The organism is Ruegeria sp. AU67 (genome assembly GCF_900312795.1).
In the GTDB taxonomy this organism is placed as follows: Bacteria; Pseudomonadota; Alphaproteobacteria; order Rhodobacterales; family Rhodobacteraceae; genus Ruegeria; species Ruegeria atlantica.
Genome location: NZ_OMPH01000008.1, coordinates 17,512 through 37,306 on the forward strand (window position 1 = coordinate 17,512; position 19,795 = coordinate 37,306).

Annotated in this window: 22 protein-coding genes and 1 pseudogene; 6 read left to right on the plus strand and 17 right to left on the minus strand. The window is 53.0% G+C overall.

The window, feature by feature from the left end; translation table 11 throughout:
* The first annotated feature begins 33 nt into the window (after positions 1–33).
* Entirely contained in the window at positions 34–399 is a 366-nt protein-coding gene (locus DK510_RS02730; RefSeq protein WP_109310812.1) for a cupin, read from the plus strand.
* A 547-nt stretch (positions 400–946) separates the two neighbouring features.
* Here the strand turns inward: DK510_RS02730 and otnC are convergent.
* The 7 genes from otnC to DK510_RS02765 are packed head-to-tail and all read right to left on the minus strand — an operon-like array spanning position 947 to position 7,270.
* Positions 947–1,588 carry a 3-oxo-tetronate 4-phosphate decarboxylase gene (gene otnC / locus DK510_RS02735; protein ID WP_109310813.1) on the minus strand — a complete coding sequence of 214 codons (642 nt, stop codon included), beginning with the start codon at positions 1,586–1,588 and terminating at the stop codon, positions 947–949.
* On the minus strand, positions 1,585–2,862 hold the full coding sequence (otnK, locus tag DK510_RS02740; RefSeq protein WP_109310814.1) for a 3-oxo-tetronate kinase: 1,278 nt from the start codon (positions 2,860–2,862) through the stop codon (positions 1,585–1,587). Before otnK ends, otnC begins: the two co-directional genes overlap by 4 nt.
* A complete protein-coding gene (locus DK510_RS02745) occupies positions 2,859–3,656 on the minus strand; it encodes an N-acyl homoserine lactonase family protein (RefSeq protein WP_109310815.1) in 798 nt (265 codons plus the stop codon). The genes otnK and DK510_RS02745 overlap by 4 nt, the downstream gene beginning before the upstream one ends.
* A complete protein-coding gene (locus DK510_RS02750; RefSeq protein ID WP_109310816.1) occupies positions 3,653–3,940 on the minus strand; it encodes a putative quinol monooxygenase in 288 nt (95 codons plus the stop codon). The genes DK510_RS02745 and DK510_RS02750 overlap by 4 nt, the downstream gene beginning before the upstream one ends.
* Positions 3,940–5,451: a tripartite tricarboxylate transporter permease gene (locus DK510_RS02755; RefSeq protein ID WP_109310817.1), complete on the minus strand. Its 1,512-nt coding sequence runs from the start codon at positions 5,449–5,451 to the stop codon at positions 3,940–3,942. The genes DK510_RS02750 and DK510_RS02755 overlap by 1 nt, the downstream gene beginning before the upstream one ends.
* A gap of 4 nt (positions 5,452–5,455) precedes the next feature.
* On the minus strand, positions 5,456–6,205 hold the full coding sequence (locus DK510_RS02760; protein WP_109310818.1) for a hypothetical protein: 750 nt from the start codon (positions 6,203–6,205) through the stop codon (positions 5,456–5,458).
* A 57-nt stretch (positions 6,206–6,262) separates the two neighbouring features.
* A complete protein-coding gene (locus tag DK510_RS02765; RefSeq protein WP_109310819.1) occupies positions 6,263–7,270 on the minus strand; it encodes a tripartite tricarboxylate transporter substrate binding protein in 1,008 nt (335 codons plus the stop codon).
* Positions 7,271–7,405: 135 nt separating this feature from the next.
* Here DK510_RS02765 and DK510_RS02770 point away from each other — a divergent pair, with 135 nt between their 5' ends.
* The 4 genes from DK510_RS02770 (at position 7,406) to DK510_RS02785 (ending at position 10,989) form a co-directional block, all read left to right on the plus strand.
* Positions 7,406–8,494: an isocitrate/isopropylmalate dehydrogenase family protein gene (locus tag DK510_RS02770; protein ID WP_109310820.1), complete on the plus strand. Its 1,089-nt coding sequence runs from the start codon at positions 7,406–7,408 to the stop codon at positions 8,492–8,494.
* Positions 8,491–9,522 carry a Gfo/Idh/MocA family protein gene (locus DK510_RS02775; RefSeq protein WP_109310821.1) on the plus strand — a complete coding sequence of 344 codons (1,032 nt, stop codon included), beginning with the start codon at positions 8,491–8,493 and terminating at the stop codon, positions 9,520–9,522. Before DK510_RS02770 ends, DK510_RS02775 begins: the two co-directional genes overlap by 4 nt.
* Positions 9,519–10,196: a GntR family transcriptional regulator gene (locus DK510_RS02780; RefSeq protein ID WP_109310822.1), complete on the plus strand. Its 678-nt coding sequence runs from the start codon at positions 9,519–9,521 to the stop codon at positions 10,194–10,196. The genes DK510_RS02775 and DK510_RS02780 overlap by 4 nt, the downstream gene beginning before the upstream one ends.
* A gap of 343 nt (positions 10,197–10,539) precedes the next feature.
* Positions 10,540–10,989, plus strand: a complete 450-nt coding sequence (locus tag DK510_RS02785) for a MarR family winged helix-turn-helix transcriptional regulator (protein ID WP_200833197.1) — start codon at positions 10,540–10,542, stop codon at positions 10,987–10,989.
* Between the two features lie 543 nt (positions 10,990–11,532).
* Here the strand turns inward: DK510_RS02785 and DK510_RS22715 are convergent.
* The 8 genes and pseudogenes from DK510_RS22715 to DK510_RS02820 all read right to left on the minus strand — a co-directional run bounded on the left by DK510_RS22715 (position 11,533) and on the right by DK510_RS02820 (position 15,877).
* Positions 11,533–11,703, minus strand: a complete 171-nt coding sequence (locus DK510_RS22715; protein WP_160116431.1) for a hypothetical protein — start codon at positions 11,701–11,703, stop codon at positions 11,533–11,535.
* A 262-nt stretch (positions 11,704–11,965) separates the two neighbouring features.
* Positions 11,966–12,520, minus strand: a complete 555-nt coding sequence (locus tag DK510_RS02790) for a CIA30 family protein (protein ID WP_200833198.1) — start codon at positions 12,518–12,520, stop codon at positions 11,966–11,968.
* An 11-nt stretch (positions 12,521–12,531) separates the two neighbouring features.
* Complete coding sequence (locus DK510_RS02795) at positions 12,532–12,984, minus strand: TspO/MBR family protein (RefSeq protein WP_109310823.1); 453 nt, start codon at positions 12,982–12,984, stop codon at positions 12,532–12,534.
* A 13-nt stretch (positions 12,985–12,997) separates the two neighbouring features.
* Positions 12,998–13,501, minus strand: a complete 504-nt coding sequence (locus DK510_RS02800) for an aggregation factor core (RefSeq protein ID WP_109310824.1) — start codon at positions 13,499–13,501, stop codon at positions 12,998–13,000.
* A gap of 136 nt (positions 13,502–13,637) precedes the next feature.
* Positions 13,638–13,856 (minus strand): annotated as a pseudogene (locus tag DK510_RS23565) (hypothetical protein); the annotation flags it as partial.
* Positions 13,857–14,165: 309 nt separating this feature from the next.
* A complete protein-coding gene (locus DK510_RS02810; protein ID WP_109310825.1) occupies positions 14,166–14,546 on the minus strand; it encodes a VOC family protein in 381 nt (126 codons plus the stop codon).
* Positions 14,547–15,560: a zinc-binding alcohol dehydrogenase family protein gene (locus DK510_RS02815; RefSeq protein ID WP_109310826.1), complete on the minus strand. Its 1,014-nt coding sequence runs from the start codon at positions 15,558–15,560 to the stop codon at positions 14,547–14,549.
* A gap of 26 nt (positions 15,561–15,586) precedes the next feature.
* Positions 15,587–15,877 carry a putative quinol monooxygenase gene (locus DK510_RS02820; protein WP_109310827.1) on the minus strand — a complete coding sequence of 97 codons (291 nt, stop codon included), beginning with the start codon at positions 15,875–15,877 and terminating at the stop codon, positions 15,587–15,589.
* 104 nt (positions 15,878–15,981) lie between these two features.
* Between DK510_RS02820 and DK510_RS02825 the strand changes: the two genes are divergently transcribed.
* Positions 15,982–16,869: a LysR family transcriptional regulator gene (locus DK510_RS02825; protein WP_109310828.1), complete on the plus strand. Its 888-nt coding sequence runs from the start codon at positions 15,982–15,984 to the stop codon at positions 16,867–16,869.
* 201 nt (positions 16,870–17,070) lie between these two features.
* Here the strand turns inward: DK510_RS02825 and DK510_RS02830 are convergent, their stop codons facing one another.
* Positions 17,071–18,960: an SLC13 family permease gene (locus DK510_RS02830; protein WP_109310829.1), complete on the minus strand. Its 1,890-nt coding sequence runs from the start codon at positions 18,958–18,960 to the stop codon at positions 17,071–17,073.
* Positions 18,961–19,581: 621 nt separating this feature from the next.
* The coding region (locus DK510_RS02835) for a TetR-like C-terminal domain-containing protein (protein WP_200833199.1) at positions 19,582–19,795 on the minus strand (214 nt) is incomplete at its 5' end.

Below are 19,795 nucleotides of genomic sequence, written 5' to 3' on the forward strand. Positions count from 1 at the left end.
TTACCGCCGCGAAAAGCTGAAAGGACGTTCACCGTGAAGTATTGCAAGCTTTATGCCGATGCTGCTGGCGAAAGCCATTGGGATGACATTGACGTCAACCTCGAGGAACGGAGTTTCGCCCCGCCCGCACAGGCCATCGAGGTATCCGAGCCGGAGCGCGCCAAACAGACAATGTTTCTGCGGCTTCGGTCCGGTTGGAACGAGCCCATCCATCCGACCCCGGTGGCGCAAAGGCTGATATGCCTTGCAGGCACAATCCGCGTCACTGCAAGTGATGGAAGCTATCGTGACATCGGCCCCGGCGACGTGTGGCACATGGAAGACAAAGTGGGAAAGGGTCACCACACAAGGGTCACAAGCGATCAGGACTTTGAAGCCGTCATAATTCAGTTTGAGTAACTTCGGTGATCCGAGGCCGTATACGAAACCCCAGACGGAACCTTCACCGTCGGACGGCACCGTTTCGGCCTGGAGGTTAACAACAGCCACCCGACCGATGCCAGATAACCCCAAGACAGCGATGAAACGTCGACAACGGGCCCTTATTCTCGACTTTGCAAAGTCCGCTTTCTGCGCATCGCAGACCTTCGCGAGAATCCAAGCAAAAAGGCCAAATGGAACCCAAGGTTCCTTACGGAGGCCCTTTGCAGGATTGAGCAACGCAAAGGGCCATAACCGCAACGACTATACCAAAAACTGATTGAATTCATCGCAAAGGCAGACAATCGCGCAGCGCAAAACTATGGGCAAACTGCGTAGACTTAAGGGGTCCGCGAATTGCTATGCACAAACCTACAATATCTGTAGGCGCGCTCATAACGCTGCGTTCCTGCTATTGATTTCGTTCATTTCAGTCAAGAGTGCTTGCCCATAACTTTACGTGGTATTTGCGCATATTTTTGCACGATTTACCCAAAAGTTTGCACACTCCCCTATCGGTGTCCAACTACATCCTTCCGAAAGTCTCTTTGAGTTCTGCGACTTGTTCTGCATCCAACATCCGGGTTGGCATACCCCGCAGTGCCACGAACAGCTTGGCTGTTTCTTCCAACTCTTCCGCTGCACAGACCGCTGAAAAGAGATCCTTTCCTGATACGACGGGACCGTGATTGGCCAGCAGAACAGCACTATACTTGCCGCCCAGTTCGCGGATCAAATCACCGGATTTTGGATCACCCGGCTTAACGTATCGAACCAGTTTAACCGTGCCTACGCGCATGACCACGTATGGTGTAAGCGGCGGAATACAGTCATTGGGAACGGTGTCTTCCAGACACGACAGTGCGGTGGCCCAGGTCGAATGCAGATGCACCACTGCACCAGCTTCCGGCCGCGTCTCATAGAAGGCTTGGTGCAGAAAGGCCTCCTTGGTCGGCTTGTCTCCGGAGACGTGGTTGCCATCCAAATCAATCTTGGCAATTCGCTCGGGGTCAACATTTCCTAAAGTCGAATTCGTTGGCGTCATGAGAATCCCGTCCGGTAAACGCGCAGAGACATTGCCCGCAGTGCCAACGGAAAAGCCACGCACAAACAGCGAGGCACACAGCTCCGACATGTGCTGCCGCAGCGCCATTTCTTCAGAGCTCATTTGCCCGACTCCATCATTCTCAGCGCTTTCGCGAAAAAATCCGGAGCGCCAAAGTTTCCGGATTTCAAAGCCATCGCAATGGGTTCAGTTTTTCCAACGCTCAGGACAGGTACGCCCGGGTCAATCTCTGTCCCAATTGACATGGCCGGTGACCCCAGTGCCTCAGAGACAGCCTGGGCGACAGCTCCCGACGTCTCTCCTCCGGCCACGACAAGGCGCTCATAACCCGTTTGGACAAGTTCCCGTGCAGTTTCTGCAAAGAGATTATCCAGCCTGTTCGCTACAGCTTCCTGACCAAATTGATTTTGGATCGCTCGCACATCATCCGGACTTCCCGATGAATATGCGAGCGGCGCCTGACCCGGATGCGCTTTAAAGAATTCCAGAAGCGTTTGCGTGGTCACATCCCCGGACATGACACCCGGAACATCAATGGCGAAGCTTGGATGGGATTTCGCATGAACATCGATCTGCCCGCGGGTCGCGCCTGAACAAGAACCCGCAAGGATCGCGGCAGGCCCTGCGATACCAGTGAACGCACTGCCAGCACTTTTGGATGAAGTCTCTCTTAAGAAGTTTCTTGGTAGACCCAGCGCTATACCCGATCCCCCAGTAATGAGCTTGGCATCCTTTAGAGCTTCGCCCCAGGCCAACAAATCTTCATCCGAAATCGCATCGCCAATCACAAATCGTTCGTCGGCCTTCTGCAAAGCATCAGCAATCGCCTTTGAACCTTGCTTCACAGTGTCAATTGGCACCAACCCAACCGCTTCTTCAGTCTGATACTGCAACCATCGCCTGATATTGGCATCCGTCATCGGAGTAAGAGGGTGATTTTCCATCCCAGACTCGTGCAACAGCTTACCAAGCACAAAGAGATGACCGTAATAGATAGTACGCCCCGTTGTCGGAAAGGCCGGACAGAAAATCACTTTTTCCGCGCCCAGTTCGTTGGCCAGCGCTTCCCCAACGGGACCGATGTTTCCCACCGTCGTGGAATCAAAGGTCGAACAATATTTGAAGATGAACTGCTGGCATCCTTGGTCCACGAGCCACCGCAAAGCACGCAGACTGTCTGCAACAGCTTCCTCGACCGGTGCAGTGCGGCTCTTGAGCGATACGACACCCGCTTCGATCTCCTCGTCGGCTGGGAGATCCGGAATACCTGGAAACTGCGCGGTTCTTAATCCACCTTCCGGCTCAACGCCCTTTGCCAAGGTGTTCGCGATATCACTCGCACCGGTAAAGTCGTCCGCAATGACGCCGATCTTCATAATTTGATGTCTCTGGTTGGCCCGAAATCCAGCCTATGGATATGCGGTGCCGCTCCGACGGGAAAAATCTCTCGCACAAGTGGATCATGGCCGGGCACGATGAGTCGAGGGTGCGAGGCCAACCTCTCGAGCGTCTCGAAACCATCCATCATGTCTTGCAGGTCGACGACGATGGGAAACGCTTTGCGCGCCATGAAATTCTCATAGTAATGCGAGGCATCAGAGGCGAGTACCATCCACCCGGCTGCCGTTCTCACGCGAACGCATTGCAACCCGCGCGAATGCCCACCAATGCAGTGCACCGTGACCCCATCTATAATCTCGGCTTCTCCATCGTAGAACACGACCTTCCCTGAATAGAGACGCTTTACGACCTCGCAAATATGGCCCGCCGTGAAAGGTGCGCGCAGATGGTCGTGGCACATGCAGGGGCCTGTGGCGAAGGCCATCTCCGCCGATTGCATATGCAACTTCGCGTTCGGGAACATATGCAGCCCCCCCGCGTGATCATAATGAAGATGGGTCACGATAACCTCGGTTACCGCTTCAGGCGAAATGCCTAGGGGCCGCAAAGCCTCGCGTGGGTCCATCGCGATGGGACGACCACGGGCGGCGGCTTCTTCGGAGTCGTAGCCAGTATCGACCAGGATGACTTTGTTGCCGCGTTTGAGCACCCAAACGAAGTAATCCATCGCATGAGGCGCGCTGTGATCATCATCAATGATGAAACTATCAGCTCGCGTCCGGGCATTTCGATCCGCGTATTTCACGGCGTGGATTTCCCAATCGTTCATCGGATGACCTCGGAGTACTGGTGAACTACCTTGGTGGAGATCATATCAGCCACAGCCGCATCGAAGGATTTGAAATGCGCGCTTTCCAGGTGGGCGGAGAACGCCGCGCTGTCATCATAAACCTCATAGAGAAAAACTGTCTCGGGATCGTCGCCGAGGCAAACGTCGAACTGCTGGCATCCGGGTTCTTCACGCAAAGAGGTTGAAGCGTTTTCGACCATCAGCGGCAAAAAGGTGTCTCTCGTACCGGGCTTGAGAGCGAAGGTGACAGTAACCGCAATCATCAGACAGAAATTCCTTTTAGGCGTGAGAAAGCGCGCTTCGCGACAGGCAGTTGGCTGAGGATTAGACCAATGTTGAGCACCAGCAGAATGGCCGCACCGGGTCGTGAAAAGAAGACCGAAAGATCCCCGTCAGACAAGAACAGCGACCGGCGGAATGTTTCGTCAAACAGGCTGCCCAGAATAACCCCGATAACCAATGGCGCGATTGGGTATTTCATCAGGTTCATGAAATAGGCAACGGCGCCGACGCCAAGCATCAGGTAAAGATCATTGATGCCACCACCGACGCTGAAAGACCCAATTGTTGTCAGAACCATAACAACGGGCAAGAAGATGGTCTGCGGGATGGCGAGTATTTTGATAAAGACCCTAGCAGTGAACAGGCCCATCAAGAACATTGTCAGGGAGGCCAGCACAAGTATTGCAACCACGCGCAGAATGATCTCGGGATCAATCGTCGGTCCCGGGATCACATTATTAATCTTGAAAGCGCCCATCAAAGCGGCCGCAGGTGGTGAACCGGGAATACCCAACACCAAAAGCGGGATTAGTGCGCCACCAATACAGGCGTTGTTTGCGGTCTCTGAGCACAGCAGACCTTCCAAAGAGCCTTTTCCAAACTTGTCGCCCTCGGCAGATACGGTCTTGCCGACACCGTAACTGACCCAACCAGCGACATCTTCGCCCACGCCGGGAAGCGCTCCTACCCCGGTCCCAATCACTCCTGACCGGCCAATGGTGGGCAGGTAGCGTCGGATGGAGCGTAGGTTCGGAAGGATGCGACCTTTCAGGGCCAGAACTTTCCCGGCCTCAACGTGCCTCAAGCCGTCGATGATTTGGGGGATGGCGAAGGCCCCCATCAAAACTGGCACGACCTGAAACCCGCTCATCAAGTAAGACCAGCCGAAAGTATAGCGCGGTTCAGACAACAGAGGGTCAAGCCCCACCATGGAGATCGCAAGCCCGATCAAACCAGCGATCCATCCCTTAATCACCAGGTCTTCGCTCATCAAAGTGCCAGAAAGCAGAATGCCGAACAGGGCCAGCAGTGCTTTCTCCGGGCTTGCGATGTTTTTTGAAACCAAAAGCAGCGCCCAGACAAAGATCAAAAGCGTGATGGTCCCGATAACTGTACCAATGAAACTGGCCGTTGTGGTCAGCCCTAGTGCTTCGCCCCCTCGACCAGCTTTGGCCAGAGGGTATCCATCCATGGCCGTCGCCGCGCTGGCTGCTGTGCCCGGAATGTTCAGCAGAATAGACGGGTAAGAGCCGCCGTAAATCGCGCCGACATATGCCCCGAGCAAAGCGATAAGCGAATAGTCCAATGGGATCTTGTTGCCGAAGAATCCCGTCAGGATCGTCACTGCCAGCGTTGCGGTCAGGCCGGGCAATGCGCCAAACGTGATGCCCAGGAACACGGATGCAATCAAATACAGATAGGTCAGCGGGTCTACTGCCAGGCCCACGAATGTGGTCCCAAATCCAGCCAGTTGCGAAAGGATAAAGTCCATCCGGTCAATCTTTCCATAGCGGACGAAGCGTCACGTAGTAGTGGTATTCGATTTGCTTGAAGATCAGCCCGCCGCGCGCGGGCACGTTCTGTCGGAAAACAAAGGCCATCGCGCAAACCAGAATGAACGGGGCAAGTACTGCCACCAACGGAACGAATCGCAAAACGCGTTCGGAAACCGCCTTGCTCAACACCACAAGTGTGAGCGAGACCCATAAGGCCAGTGTAAACCAATCATCACTGTGTGCGTTCCAGTCCGCCTGCGCGGGAAATACAGCAAACGCAAATAGCCCGGCAGAGACAACCGCGCTACAGGCCACCAAAGCACGCCGCGCATGACCCCCGTAGTAGCCGTAAGTCAGAGCTGTAATCAGCAACCCAGAACACAGAATGAAGTCCACTCTGGGAACCAGTCCGACGACATATGCAAGAAGGATCAGGCCTATTGTAGAAGCTCGATAGGCTTCCGACTTATCCCATCCGATGCCCAAAGCACTGAGCGCGTTTTGGGCCCCACCTGAGCGGATTGAAATAGCCAGCAAAACGAAGGACAAGCTAAGCAATCCACCGAAGATGAACAGCGGTACAATTGCAGCCGAGTTGTACCAATCCGATCCACTTACACCTGCGCGGTTTTCGCCCCAAAGTGGAATGTCCGATGTCTTCCAAAGAAAAAAGACGGACACTGTTATAAGAACAATTGCTGCCCAAAAGTCGCGCGACCGCATGACCAGTGTTTCGTCAGGTTTGTCCATTGCCTGCCTCCTGAGGGAAAGGGCGCGATCAAGCGCGCCCCTTCAAAATTGATCGGATTAGGGCTGCTCGATACCCAGCGAGGCCGGATCCACTGTGGCAGCGCCAAGGTCCTGCAAGGTGTAGGCAAAAGTAGCCTCGAGGTTCGCAAACAGTTCTTGAGCTTCTTCACCGTGTTGACCACCGACATCATAGTTGTTTGCAGAGGCCCATTCGGCGACGGTGTCGGAGGCAATAGCTTGCTCGAAGGCATCACCAAGCGCGGCCTTTACATCGTCCCCGGCTGAACTGTGAACTGCAAACCCGATGGCCTGTTTGAGCGGCAAATACTGATCAAGACCGTCATAGATGCCAAAGGCAGAAGGCACTGTTGCCCCTGCAATCTGCGCATCTTCGGGCGTCAGCATCGCGAGCGGCTTCAACTGACCGCCTTCGATCAGCGGAGCTTGTTCAGCCAGTGAGGTCACAACCAACGCAACTTCACCCGCTATCGCTGCTTCCTGACCTGGCGCCGAGCCTTTGTAGGGAACAAACTTGAATTCTGCGCCGGACCCTTTTTCGATGGCCAGAAGGTTCAAGTGGTGGATTGAACCTGCGCCGGAAGCCGCCGCGGGAATAGTGCCAGTAGCGGCTTTCGCAGCGTCGACCAGTTCTTCCAGCGTATTGTAAGGGCTGTCCGCCGGGACCGAGATCAGATCCGGTGATCCGCCAACAATGAACGGATACCAAAAATCAAATTTCTTATCCCAACCACCCTGCACAGCAGCGGTGACGTTCGACTCTGACAAACCAACCAATGTATAGCCATCGTCTGGTTGGTTCATGACGTAAACCATACCATTGGAGCCTGCGACACCACCTGTTTGATTGATCACATTGATCGAGACCGGAAGGTGTTTTTCCATCTCGGCCATGATCATCCGGTTGATCGTATCCGTACCTCCTCCGGCCCCCCAGACCACAGCTGTGGTGATATCACGATAGGGATAATCCTGCGCAGCAGCTGCCCCTGTAATCCCGGTCGCCATCACGGCTGCGGCCGCCAACCGCCCTAGCTTTAGTTTCATTTCCAAGTCCTCCCAAACATCTTTGCGTTTATTATTGCATTTATTTGCGTATACATTAAAGAATGCATTGTCAACGTACTGTAGTGGAAGCTGCTATCGCGCTATGAATGCGAAACGGGAAGGAAACGGGCCAAGATGAAAAAAATGTACGATGTTGCGGTGTTCCACGGGGACGGGATCGGCCCGGAAATTATGGCCCCTACGCTTGAAATCCTGCGCCAGCTCTCGGGCAACAGTCCCAGCTACGAGCTGGCGTTTACAGACGCGCCGGCAGGCGCAGGCCACTACGCCAAAACAGGAGAATCGTTTCCGACTGGATCACTCGAAACTGCACGCAATGCTGACGCAATTCTGCTGTCTGCAATGGGCTTGCCGGATGTTCGTTACCCTGACGGAACCGAGATTTCACCGCAGATTGATCTGCGAAAGCAACTGGGACTTTTTGCTGGTGTGCGGCCAGTAAAGGTAAGCAGCGGACAAATGACCCCCTTGGCGCTGCCCGCCGGACAAGAGATCGACTTTGTCTTGATACGCGAAAGCACAGAAGGACTGTTCTTCACCCAAGGCGCTGGCGAAGTTACCGAACACGAAGCACGTGAAACTCTGCTGATCACTCGTGAGGTGTCCGAAAAACTGTTCCGTTTCACGTTTGAACTCGCCCAGAACCGCAAAAGAACCGGGCGCGGTCGGGGTCGAGTCACATGTGTCGACAAAGCCAATGTATTCCGCGCCTTTGCGTTCTTCAGATCGATGTTTGATGCAGAAGCCGCCCACCATCCCGAATTACAGGCAGACCATGCTTATGTTGATGCCACCGCTCTGTGGATGGTTCAAAAGCCTTGGGAATTTGACGTTTTGGTCACTGAGAACATGTTTGGAGACATCCTCTCAGACCTTGGTGCGGGTCTCATGGGTGGTCTTGGACTGGCTCCGTCAGCGGATATCGGGTTGAATCACGCTGTATTCCAACCCTGCCATGGTTCCGCTCCGGACATTGCGGGACAGGGTATTGCCAACCCCTTGGCGATGATCCTGTCCGCAGCAATGATGCTTGAATGGTTGGGGTTGACCCATGATCATCCAGACCTGTCCAGCGACGGCGAACGATTGCGTGAAGCCGTGGAAAAGGTGACGGCGCACGGACAGAACCTGACCCGTGACCTAGGTGGAACGGCCGGAACGCAGGGTGCCGCGGCATCGGTATTGGAAGCAATGAGGGCATGAACACTCAACAAGCCATCAGGGTCGCGTGTGTGGGTGCGGGGTATTTCAGCATGTTCCACTACGAAAGCTGGTCCCGAATGCCCGGAGCGGTTCCGATTGCATCCTGCAACCGTGATATCAACAAGGCAAAAAAAACAGGACTGGCCGCTTACGATGATCTGTCAAAAATGCTGGAGGCGGTAGAACCGGATCTCGTGGATATCATCCTGCCGCCTGTGGCGCAGGCCGAGGCAATCCGAACGGCACTGCGCTCTGGTATCAAGTGGCTGATCTGCCAAAAGCCATTTTGCTTGTCTCTGGATGAAGCTGAGAAGATTGTTTCAGAGGCTGAAGCGGTTGGGGCAACTATTGTTGTACACGAGAACTTCCGCTTCCAGCCTTGGTATCGCGCAATCAAAGAGGCGATGACCGAGGGTCGAATTGGTACACCTCTCCAAGCTACTTTCCGGCTTCGGCCCGGTGACGGACAGGGACCACGCGCCTACCTAGACCGGCAGCCGTACTTTCAGGACATGCAACGTTTCCTTGTTCACGAAACAGCGGTTCACTGGGTAGACACATTCCGGTTTCTATTCGATGCGCCCAGCGCAGTTTATGCGGACTTGCGCCAAGTTAACCCTGTTATCGCGGGCGAGGACGCAGGTTTCATCCTGTTTGATCACCCCAACGGTTTGAAAGCTCTGTTCGATGGCAACAGATGCCTTGACCACAATGCCGAAAACCTGCGTCAAACCATGGGCGAAGCGCTCATCGAAGGAACGGAAGGATCACTGGTTCTTAACGGCGACGGTTCAGTAGAACTCCGCGGTTTTGGAAAAATGGAGCGGCAGCAGGTTCTACCTCCAAGCGATCACGATGGGTTTGGAGGCGACTGCGTCCACACCTTGCAAAGTCACGTCGTTTCAGGCCTTCTAAGAGGCACGCCGTTGGAGAACACGGCTCGAGACTATTTGGACGTGATCCGCATCGAAGAGAACATCTATCTCTCGGCCGCGGAGGGACGAAAGATCAACCTGGAGACACCGTGAAGGATCAGGACGCAAAAACTCTTTCCAATACGCAACGCGCTGTTAGGGATTTGCGACAAATGATCCTGTCCGGCGAACTTGCGGCCGGAACCGACCATCTGGAATCGGAACTCGCCGAGACTCTTGGCATGTCCCGCACCCCGATACGGGAAGCTGCGCTGATGTTGGAAAGTAAGGGGTTGCTTGCAATGCGGCCCCGCAAAGGTGTGCGAATACTGCCCGTTTCGTCGGACGATATGCGCGAAATCTATGACATCCTAACGGAACTCGAGAGTCTCGCAGCACAGCGCGCTGCCGAAGCGGGTTATTCAGATGATGAACTGGCGGTACTTGCCGGATCAATTACAAAGATGGACCAAGCCATCGAAGCCGAAGACCTAGAAGCCTGGGCCGAGGCCGACGAGTTGTTTCACCAGGAGCTCGTTCGGCTGGGCGGCAACAAACGTCTCGAAGCGATTGTCGCCATGATGAGCGACCAGGTACGTCGCGCGCGCGCAACGACGTTGTTCATCAGGCCCCTACCCGTCAAGTCCAATGAAGATCACCGAGTCGTTTTCCAAGCGATTAGTGAAGGTCGACCGGATGTCGCCCGTGAACGCCATCGAGAACACAGGCTGCAAGCACAGGCTATGCTTTGCGGGATACTCGAAAAGCATCGGCTCAACAGCCTCTGATCTTCTCGTATCCAATCGTTAATCAGCTAAAATAACTGCTTGTTCTCGGCGTTAAAGGCGCTCCGAATACTTGTCTCCCACGGCAGTCCACGGTTGCGTCCGGCTGTTCTGATTTTCTTTTTTCAAATCACTCAGCCAATCACTGCATCGATTGGGGTTGATGTAGTACGAATTCGTATTAAATTAGTCCGATATCGCACTACCGGAGAGTCAACATGCCAAACCGAAGACGTTTTCTCAAGATTCTAGGCGGAGGCACAATACTGGCGGCAACGGGCGCGGTTGGGGCATGGACCCGAGCCAATCGCCACACCGCGCTGGCCGCTGGAGACACGAATTCTGAATGAAGCCTGAAGATGAGACCAACGAAGTCTACCGGTTCTTCACCGAGGTCGGGATCATCAATCAGTTGATCTCGACCAAGCTTGAAGCGTTCTTACCTGGTCGAATGACGGCGACTCAATTTGGAATTTTGGGCCATCTGGTACGGCGGCCCGAAGGTGAAACCCCACTGCAACTCTCAAACGCGTTTCAGGTGCCCAAGACTTCGATGACGCATATGCTCGCCAGCCTTGAAAATCATAACTTGATCACTCTTGAGACCAACCCAAAGGACAAGCGTTCGAAAATTGCCCGGTCAACGCCGCAAGGCGCAGAGTTCCTGAAAACTTGTATGGAGCGGATGTCGGAATCTCTGGCGCCAATTTTGTCCGAACTCGGGGCAAGTCCATTTCACAATTCTCTGCCGAATCTGACGCTCATACGCGAAGCTTTGGACAGCGAACGGGACTAGACAAAAACTGGTGTTAGCCAGAATGTGAAGCCAAATTCTTAGAACATTATGCAATCTCGACCCCGGGGGAAGACTTGCGGGTTGATTGAGCTCATAACGCCCTGTTTCGCGAAGCTGCAGTGCCATGGCCGGGATAGACACAGCAAAAGTGAATAAGGCGGTGGTCCTCACAAACACTCAGGATGCTCCTAAAACTGAGTTAGAAAGGTGGGGCGGTGTCGTGACGGGTCAATACAAAGAACAATAGAACTCCTGACAACAGAGGCCATCACAATGCGTGGCCAGAGAGCCGGAGAACGCCAAGAATTGGCGCAATGTTGCGTGAGTTTAAAATTTCCGGCGATGCAAACCAAGGTGAAGAACTGGAGCAGCTTCTTGAATCGCAGCGAAACCCGAGGTTCCGCGTCGTGCAACAACTACCGAAGAGTCTGTTGTGTCACTACTCTCGGCGCTGCGTGTTCCTCGGCTTTGGTGCTACCAATTGCAGAGTTCGATCTGATTTACCCTAACTCACAGAAAGCCTGGTGTTGTGCCCCGAAGCGCTCAAGCTTCAGCGATCATTGTGCCCCAGCTGGAAAAGCCACTCTTTGTCTCACAGATGATCGTCTCCGCCCCGGTTACAGCATCGTTCCCAAAGTAGCACTCCGCAAACGCACCAGTTCCAACAAATGGTAGGGTCAGGGCAACAAGGCCCAAAGCTGCAATCCTCTTCATGATACTCACTCCTTTTGATAAGTGTCATGTGGGAGTTGTTTTTTGCCGAAAGTACTTTGCTTTGATTAAGTATTTTTAACTTAAGACTGCCAGCCGAGTTGTCTCTTCAGAAAGCAGCACACTCTTAATGTTCGCTCCGAAAAGACAGGTTCAGCATCTAGAATGAAGAAACAGCACAACGCATTTAGGTATTGGGAGAATTCGATCTCAAACGGTGTCAAGCAGACCTATTTGAAGATAGCGGCCCTCTCTAGGGAGACCTTCAGTAGAAACCAATCTCGCTGACATCTACACGGGCCTCGTGATCGCGACCGTACGCCACGACCCCAACTGAGGTGATTTCGTCAGCAACGGGAATAGCGCGCAACATGGCACCTGAAGCCTTGAAGCCTGACAGAGGTAAAGAGACTTCGGTCCATTTGTCAGAATTTGCGAACTCGGCCTGATAGTATTGCCACGGAAGCACCGTGCCACGTGTCCTGAGGTGGACGAAGTATTGCTCGCCATTCCCCCGTACCAACAGCCTGACGCCCGATACACTCGCATCTGGCCGATCAGGCAACTTGCGTCTGAATTGGATGAATCCACCGTTGTTTTCTGTACTGACGGATCCGGTCAGCCTCGCGAATGCAACATCACCATCCGAACGAAACTGCACCTGCCCTGATGAGACCCCTCCCATGACAGTGTCCGCAACGTACTCCCAACGCGTCTCCGGAGACTCGGAGAAGTCCTCTGTAAGATTTCCATCAGCCTGTGCCATTGTAGATCCGATGATAAATAGACCTGAAACAAGCCCAACGAAGTTGCCACGCATATTGTTCCTTCTCAGTTCAGTATCGCAATGGAAAGGTTAAGTGCCGTGGCAAATGCGACCCATGCTAAATACGGCAGGAAGGCCAGTGCAGAGACTCGATCAGTGTGCCTGACTTCAGCGATGAACACGACGATGACAGCCAGCAATGCTACAATGACCACAAACGCAAACCACGGCTGTTGCAGTACGAAAAAGGTTGGGGACCACAAAAAGTTCAGACCCATCTGCGCCCACCACAGCTTCATCGCAGCCGAGCTTCGGTCTGTTTCGCACTGGCGCCAACCCGCCATGGCGATCAACACATAAAGCACCGTCCAAACCGGGCCAAATATCCAATTTGGTGGATTGAAAGCAGGTTTAGAAAGCTGAGCATACCATTCGCCAGGTGCAGTCAGTGTCCCGATCAGGATGCCGCCTCCCAACATGAGCGCAAGAAATGCTATGCGGATCAACAAGTTCGACATTTCGGGACTGCTTTCAGCAGTCTTTGGTCGTGACGTTGACGACCGCTTCGGAAGAGAAGGTCCTAGTACTGGTCTCTCCCTCATCAGTGTAAGACACCGTAGCGCCTTCGATCTCCGACCCTGTTACGGTGATTTCGCGTTGCCCGATGGTGTCGTCTACATCGATGGTAAAGGCGAGTTTGTCCCCGGCTGGAAGGGAGGCGATCTCAAGTTCAATTGAATCTTGCCCGTCCACGACCGCTGGAATTTGCCGCAGAGCATCCGCACCCTCTACGAATTCGAGAGGTTGAAAGACCTCTACGCCCGCACCTTTTTCGGTAACGTCGAAGATCAATCGTCCGGCAGATTGCGACAAGTCGATTTTGAGAGTCGAGGCATCTACTTCGCACGCTCCGAAATTTGTCAGAACAAAACGGTCCTTGGGTGCGCCCTCTATGAACCGAATTTGTACACCAGCTTGAGGCGAAGTAGCTGCAAACAATCCAAGGGTCGCGGCAAGAATACTCTTCGAGAGCATATTTATCTCCTTTCTAAAAGGTTCTTGATAGATACGCTTCGGCGGGATTCTTGGATCAGACTTACGCCCTTTGACTATCGTGGTTCAGCCGACAGGAGTCTTCAAAGTTCCATGCACCGTAGTCAGAACGGTTAAGTTAAAACATGCCATTGTCATTCTCGCTGTTTGCTGGAATTTCCTGAAGAACATCCCAGTGCTCGACAACCTTACCTTCAGCATCCAGGCGAAATATATCAATCCCTGCGTACTCGAGACCATCGGGCCAGATTTGGTGGCAATGCAGAATAACGTGGTCGTCTTCAGCAAACGCGCGTTCGATGTCCACGCGCTTTCCCGGGTATTCGGCAGCCATGCGCTCAAAATACTCGACAAAGGCTTGCTTGCCGTCGCCAACATGCGGGTTGTGCTGCGTATAGGTTTAACCAACAAAGGTCGCTATGGCCTCGGCAGGTCGACACTCGTTGAACATCATTTCGCAGAAAGCGATGACGTTTTTCTTGTTTGTTTCGAGGTCCGGCATGCTGATCTCCAAGTCGACGTATGCACCTCCCGAAAATGTTGACCCGCGTAGTTCTAGGAAGCAACCCGGCAAGGATCTCAATCCCTAATCGACAAGAAGTTACGAGCTTGATTTTGCGTTCCATCTATTTCACGGGTTAGCCGCTTACTCGGATTCTTCGAAGTCAATATGAATATGATTCCCATCAGGATCCGCCACGTGAATTTGGACCATTCGAGCCCCCGGGACGTCAGTTTTTCGATACTGGATCTGACATGAGGTCAGTTTTTCTTCGAATGCGCTCAAACCAGTGGCTGAGAGCGCAAAATGCTCGAGCTTTAGCTTCACTTCGGAGCCAACGTTTGGCGTGCCTTCGTGACCCACAAGGTGAACCACGGCGTGATCACCCGCATACAACCAAGCTCCGGGAAACGGAAAATCAGGGCGGGCCCCGAGTTTCAAACCCAGGACCTCTTCATACCAAGTAGCCATTTCAGACAACTTAGTTGTTACGATATTCACATGATCTAGCCGCTCAATTCTCATCTAAAAACCCTCAAGCACGAGCTTTCCTTTGGCCTTGCCACTTTCAAGGATAGCATGCGCTTTCATTAAGTTTGCAGCATTGATTGTACCAAGTGTATCGGTTGCTGTGGATCTGATCTTTCCATCGTCTATCAACCCGGCGACCTGATTCAGGATTTCGCTTTGACGGTTCATATCTCCAGTCCCAAAAAGCGACCGAGTGTACATGAACTCCCAATGCAATGAGATCGATTTGGGTTTGAATGGCGCGATGTCAAAGGTCTCAGGATCATCGATCAACCCAAAGCGACCTTGAGGTGTCATCACCTCTCCGGCTTGAGACGCATAAAGCTGGGAATGGTTCGTTGAATAGATGAAATCCACGCTTTCGATACCGAGAGCCCCGAGTTGTGCGCCAAAAGGTTCCGCATGGTTGATGACATGGTGTGCGCCCAGCTCTCGAACCCAGTCTTGTGTCTCGGGTCGGGACGCTGTCGCTATCACTGTCAATTCAGTGAGAGCCCGTGCCAATTGAATGGTGATTGATCCGACACCGCCTGCGCCACCTATAACCAGCAACGTTTTTGTCCCACCGGGAACGGCATCTTGGACTCGCAAGCGGTCGAACAGCATCTCAAAGGCAGTAAGCGTCGTTAGCGGCATCGCCGCAGCTGCTTTTGCAGGTATGGATTTTGGCGCGGCTCCGACAATACGTTCATCAACCAGATGAAACTCAGCATTGGTTCCCAATCTGTTTATCGCCCCGGCATACCAAACTGTATCTCCCGGACTGAAAGTCTCAACCGTTTCGCCAACTGCTTCGACGATCCCTACTGCGTCCCACCCCAGAATATCCGGTGCTGCACCTGCAGGAGCTCGTTTTTGACGAATTTTCGTATCGACTGGGTTCACTGACACGGCCTGCACCTTGACCAACAAGTCGTGCCCCTTCGGCGTCGGTCTGTCGGTATCGAAGTCGATTAAGGCATCCGCCCGATCAATCGACCCTGCCTCACGGTATCCCACGGCTTTCATAACGTGCTCCTTTGTCCGGTTCTGTATCAACCGATGACTGTCATCTCATTCAACGTGAACTCTGCAACGGCGCCCTCTGTCGCCTCCAGGTAAGCCGCAAGGTGCTGAGCACCCATGTGGCTTTGCCAAAGCTCTCGGCTTTGCCAGTTTTCGTAGAACACGAAATGAGCCGGGTTGTCGTTGTCCTGGTGCAGGTCATAGTTAATGCAACCTTCTTCGGCACGGGTTATGTCGATGAGCTTGATCAGCTCGGCCTTAACGAGGTCGATCTTGCCGGGGTTGGCTTTGATGTTGGCGACAATGGTCAGCTTGGCCATTAGAATAGGTCCCTTGTGTATTTGCGCGATGCGTTAGATTTACGCCGCAGTCTTTTCGGGATAAACGGGAAATAATCGAACATATAATCCGGAAATTCCGTTTAATGCATTTTGACAATCTTCGCTTGTTTCTAACCATAGCCGAGAAAGGCAGTCTTGTGGCCGCGGCGCGCGAGAAAGGGATGTCGAGCACGACAGTGTCCGAGCGGCTCGCTGCTCTGGAGGCACATTACGGAGTGGTTTTGTTCAACCGCACCACCCGTTCCATTAGCCTGACCGAAGAAGGCCGGACACTAGCTGACGGAGCAAGAAACATACTCAGTGAGGTTGCGGACCTGGATACACTTGTTCGGCGCGGCGCCGAAACTCTGTCTGGCCCAATTCGCATAAGCGCGCCCATTGACTTGGGACGTAGCTTTGTTTCCGAGGTTATTGCCGAATTCACCGAAGAGAACCCTGCTGTCTCAATCGAACTGTCCCTCTCGGACGGCTATGTCGACCTTGTGGGCCAGGGTTTCGACCTCGCCGTTCGCTTCGGCAACATCACAGACAGCTCGCTCAGGTTGCGAAATTTGGGAGGCTACCAACGTTTCGTATGTGCGTCCCCAAGTTACCTGGCCTCTTTCGGAACGCCCGAAAAACCAGAAGATCTGTTAAACCACAACTGCTTGGTCATGAGGTTTGGCGACGTGATCGACAACGTTTGGGAGTTTGGATCAGGACCAAATGCCCAGCGCGTATCGGTAAAGGGAAATCGAATAGTCAACGATGGTTCACTGATCCGCGATTGGGCGATTGCAGGCCATGGGATCGTATTGAAGTCCGAGTTGGATGTAGCCGACGATGTTCGATCTGGCAGACTTGTTTCTGTCTTGCGCGACTTCCTCCCACCGCCGAAACCTTTGCAAATGATGTTTCCGCCTAGCCGAGCCCAACCACGTCGCATAACGGCCTTAGCTGAGCATTTGCGTCGCAAATTTGGTGTGAATTGAGGCCGCAGGGGAAGACACTAAATCGCTTCTGCGATTCCAGCGTATACCGACTTCAGGTTTGTATGAGTTCGACACATTGCTTCGCTCGCTCGCAGCGAAGACCCTTTTTGCAGACGTCTTGAATCTGCTGTTCCAACAAAAAAGTTTGGTCTCAAAAACCTTATCTTATGAGTTCTTCAGTGCAGATCGCCGAGAAGCGGCTCAGAAGAAAAGTGCAAGTCCGGTCATTGAGACAACTAAGAAAAGTAGAGTCATGATTCCGCCCGAGCGAACGAAATCGACCACCCGGTAGCCTGCCGGGCCCATGATCAAAGCGTTCACCTGGTGTGTTGGGATCAAAAATGAGTTGGACGTCGAAATTGCCACGGTGAGAGCAAATACGGCCGGGTTGCCACCCGCCGATACGGCAATAGAAACTGCTAGCGGCACCAGCAAAACAGTTGCGCCTACATTGGACATGACCAGCGTGAATGCCGTCGCCAAAACGGCTATTCCTGCTTGCAACGACCAGATCGGCCAACCCTTCAGGAGGGCCAACACATGCGCTGCAATCCAATCCGCAGTGCCGGTGTTCTGGACTGCCTGGCCCAACGGGATCAGCGAAGCGAGCAGAAAAACTGTACTCCAACTTATCGACTCGTAGGCTTCATCAATCGACAACACTCGGCTCAAAACCATGCCAACAGCGCCGATTAATAGGCACAACGACAATCGAAGATCAGTTAATAGAATTAAGCTCAATGCTAATAGGAAGAACGCGAGCGCCCATCCGACCTTGTGTGGCCGTAACTCTTCCTGGGGAAAGTCAGAAGTTACGACCACAAAATCCCTGTCCGACTTCAGTCGTGTCAGACGATCCCACTGGACGTGCACCACGCAAGTGTCGCCGACTTGCAAAGGAACTTGCCCGATATGCGTGGCTGAATGATCCTCGGTTTCAACGTGGCTCAGTGTTTCTTCGCCACGCTGAATAGCCAACAAAGACAGCCCGTGTGTCTGACGAAGGCGCAAATCAATCGGAGTCTGGCCGATCACTGAAGAACCGGGTGGAATAACAACCTCTGCCACCCCCGATTGGGTCGCGGCGAAGTCATCTGCAAAGACATCTAGTTGGGGTAGAATATCTAAGCCGTAAGGCTCAGCGAACTGTTGCTCAACCACCCGACGCAGGCCAAGCACCGCGAGCCTCGCCGGGGCTTCGATCTTAGTATCAGCCATCGGCGCGATGACCTTGTGGCCGCGGTAAGATGTGCCAAGAATGTACATGTTATGAGCGACCATTAGATCCGCGAGCGTTTGCCCGATGATGATTGAGCTTTCAGGAACACGTATCTCGAACATATCGGCCCTAAGCCCATACGTGTTTTCGACATAGGTCTGCATGGACCGAGCTGAGCTTGCGTCTTCTCCACGCTCTCGCTGCGCTGGCAGGACCCAACGACCAAAGAGCACAAAGTAAAGCACCCCTGTTAGCACCAGCATCACACCGATAGGCGTGACTGAAAATAACCCAAATGTCTCCATTTGTTGGTCAGCAGGAAGGGATGAGTTTGCCGAAACAATCAGGTCATTCAACAGTATGAGGGGCGACGACCCGACTAATGTGATAGTACCACCCAGTATCGCGCAAAACCCCATGGGCATCAGCAACCTACTCATCGGGATTTCCGTACGTGCTGAAATGCGGCTAACAACAGGCAGAAAAAGCGCAGCAGCTCCTACGTTCTGCATGAAGGAGCTGATGACACCAACCGTCGTTGAAATTATGGGGATTATCCGGGCCTCTGTCGTGCCACCACTCTTGAGGATCAAGGCCGCAACCTTTGACATAAGTCCAGTCTTATCAAGCCCAGCCCCAATTACCATAACTGCGATGATGGACATCACAGCGTTCGAGGAAAAACCTTCAAAGAGCTTGGATACATCGGCTAAATTACCTAGCCCCGGTAGATAGCTCAGTGCGCCAAGCAGTACCATTACAAGAATCGCTGCGACATCGATCCGTATTATTTCGGTAACAAAAAGTAAGACCGTAAAAGACAATAGACTCAGTACGGCAATCATTTCGTACGTCAGTGTTGGTAATTCCATATCGTTCTCCCAACCTAACGTTAGCTGACTAACAGCAATTACGAAGGACCAACTCTGCGTGGCAGATAAGGCCAAAATTCATCAGGCCGACTCACGCGGCTCGATTTCTCGGACGTGGTATCTGCTGAAACCTGGATTTCGCCAACCCAAAGAGACGCTGATGGCAAACTCATAAACCTCTCTTAAACATCGCAATGCGAATTGAACTTTCACTATTGCTAGATTGCAAACATATTAATTTACCGTGTCGTCATCATTCATTTTCAGTCATTTTTACTTACTAAGTCGGGAAGGCTTGGTGAAAGCCGCCATGAGAACAAGCGCTGCCAAAACTCTGAAAATATGATGCTCACCGACGAACGCAACAGCGCGACCACGGTCACTGCTACGATTGACATCTCCGCCAAGCCTCCAGGTGAATAAACTAAGACAAGTGCGACGGGTCTGTCTCCAGCGCGTTCGCGACCGCCAATGCGCCTGAGAAGGCCACAGAAATCCTCCGTTGCTCAAACCCCAAAATCTGTCCGGTTGGTGCTGATGTCACGCAGCGAACATTGCCCCAATGAAATTTTGGAAATTATTATGCTTCTTGGTCGCTTTGATTGCAAAATCAGGCGATGGTCACTGCCCCGAATTGGTTTTCGCGATACTGCAAAGCAGATCAACATGTTGATCCAACCAATCTTCATCCAGTGCCTCATGACGTAAGAGTTTGCGGAAATAAGGTGCGGCGACTGCTAGTTCTATGAGTTGGTCAACCGGAACATCCGCGGCAATCTCACCTCGGTCTATTGCGGCTGCAAATACTGCTTCAACACTTGCGAACCTGTCTTTC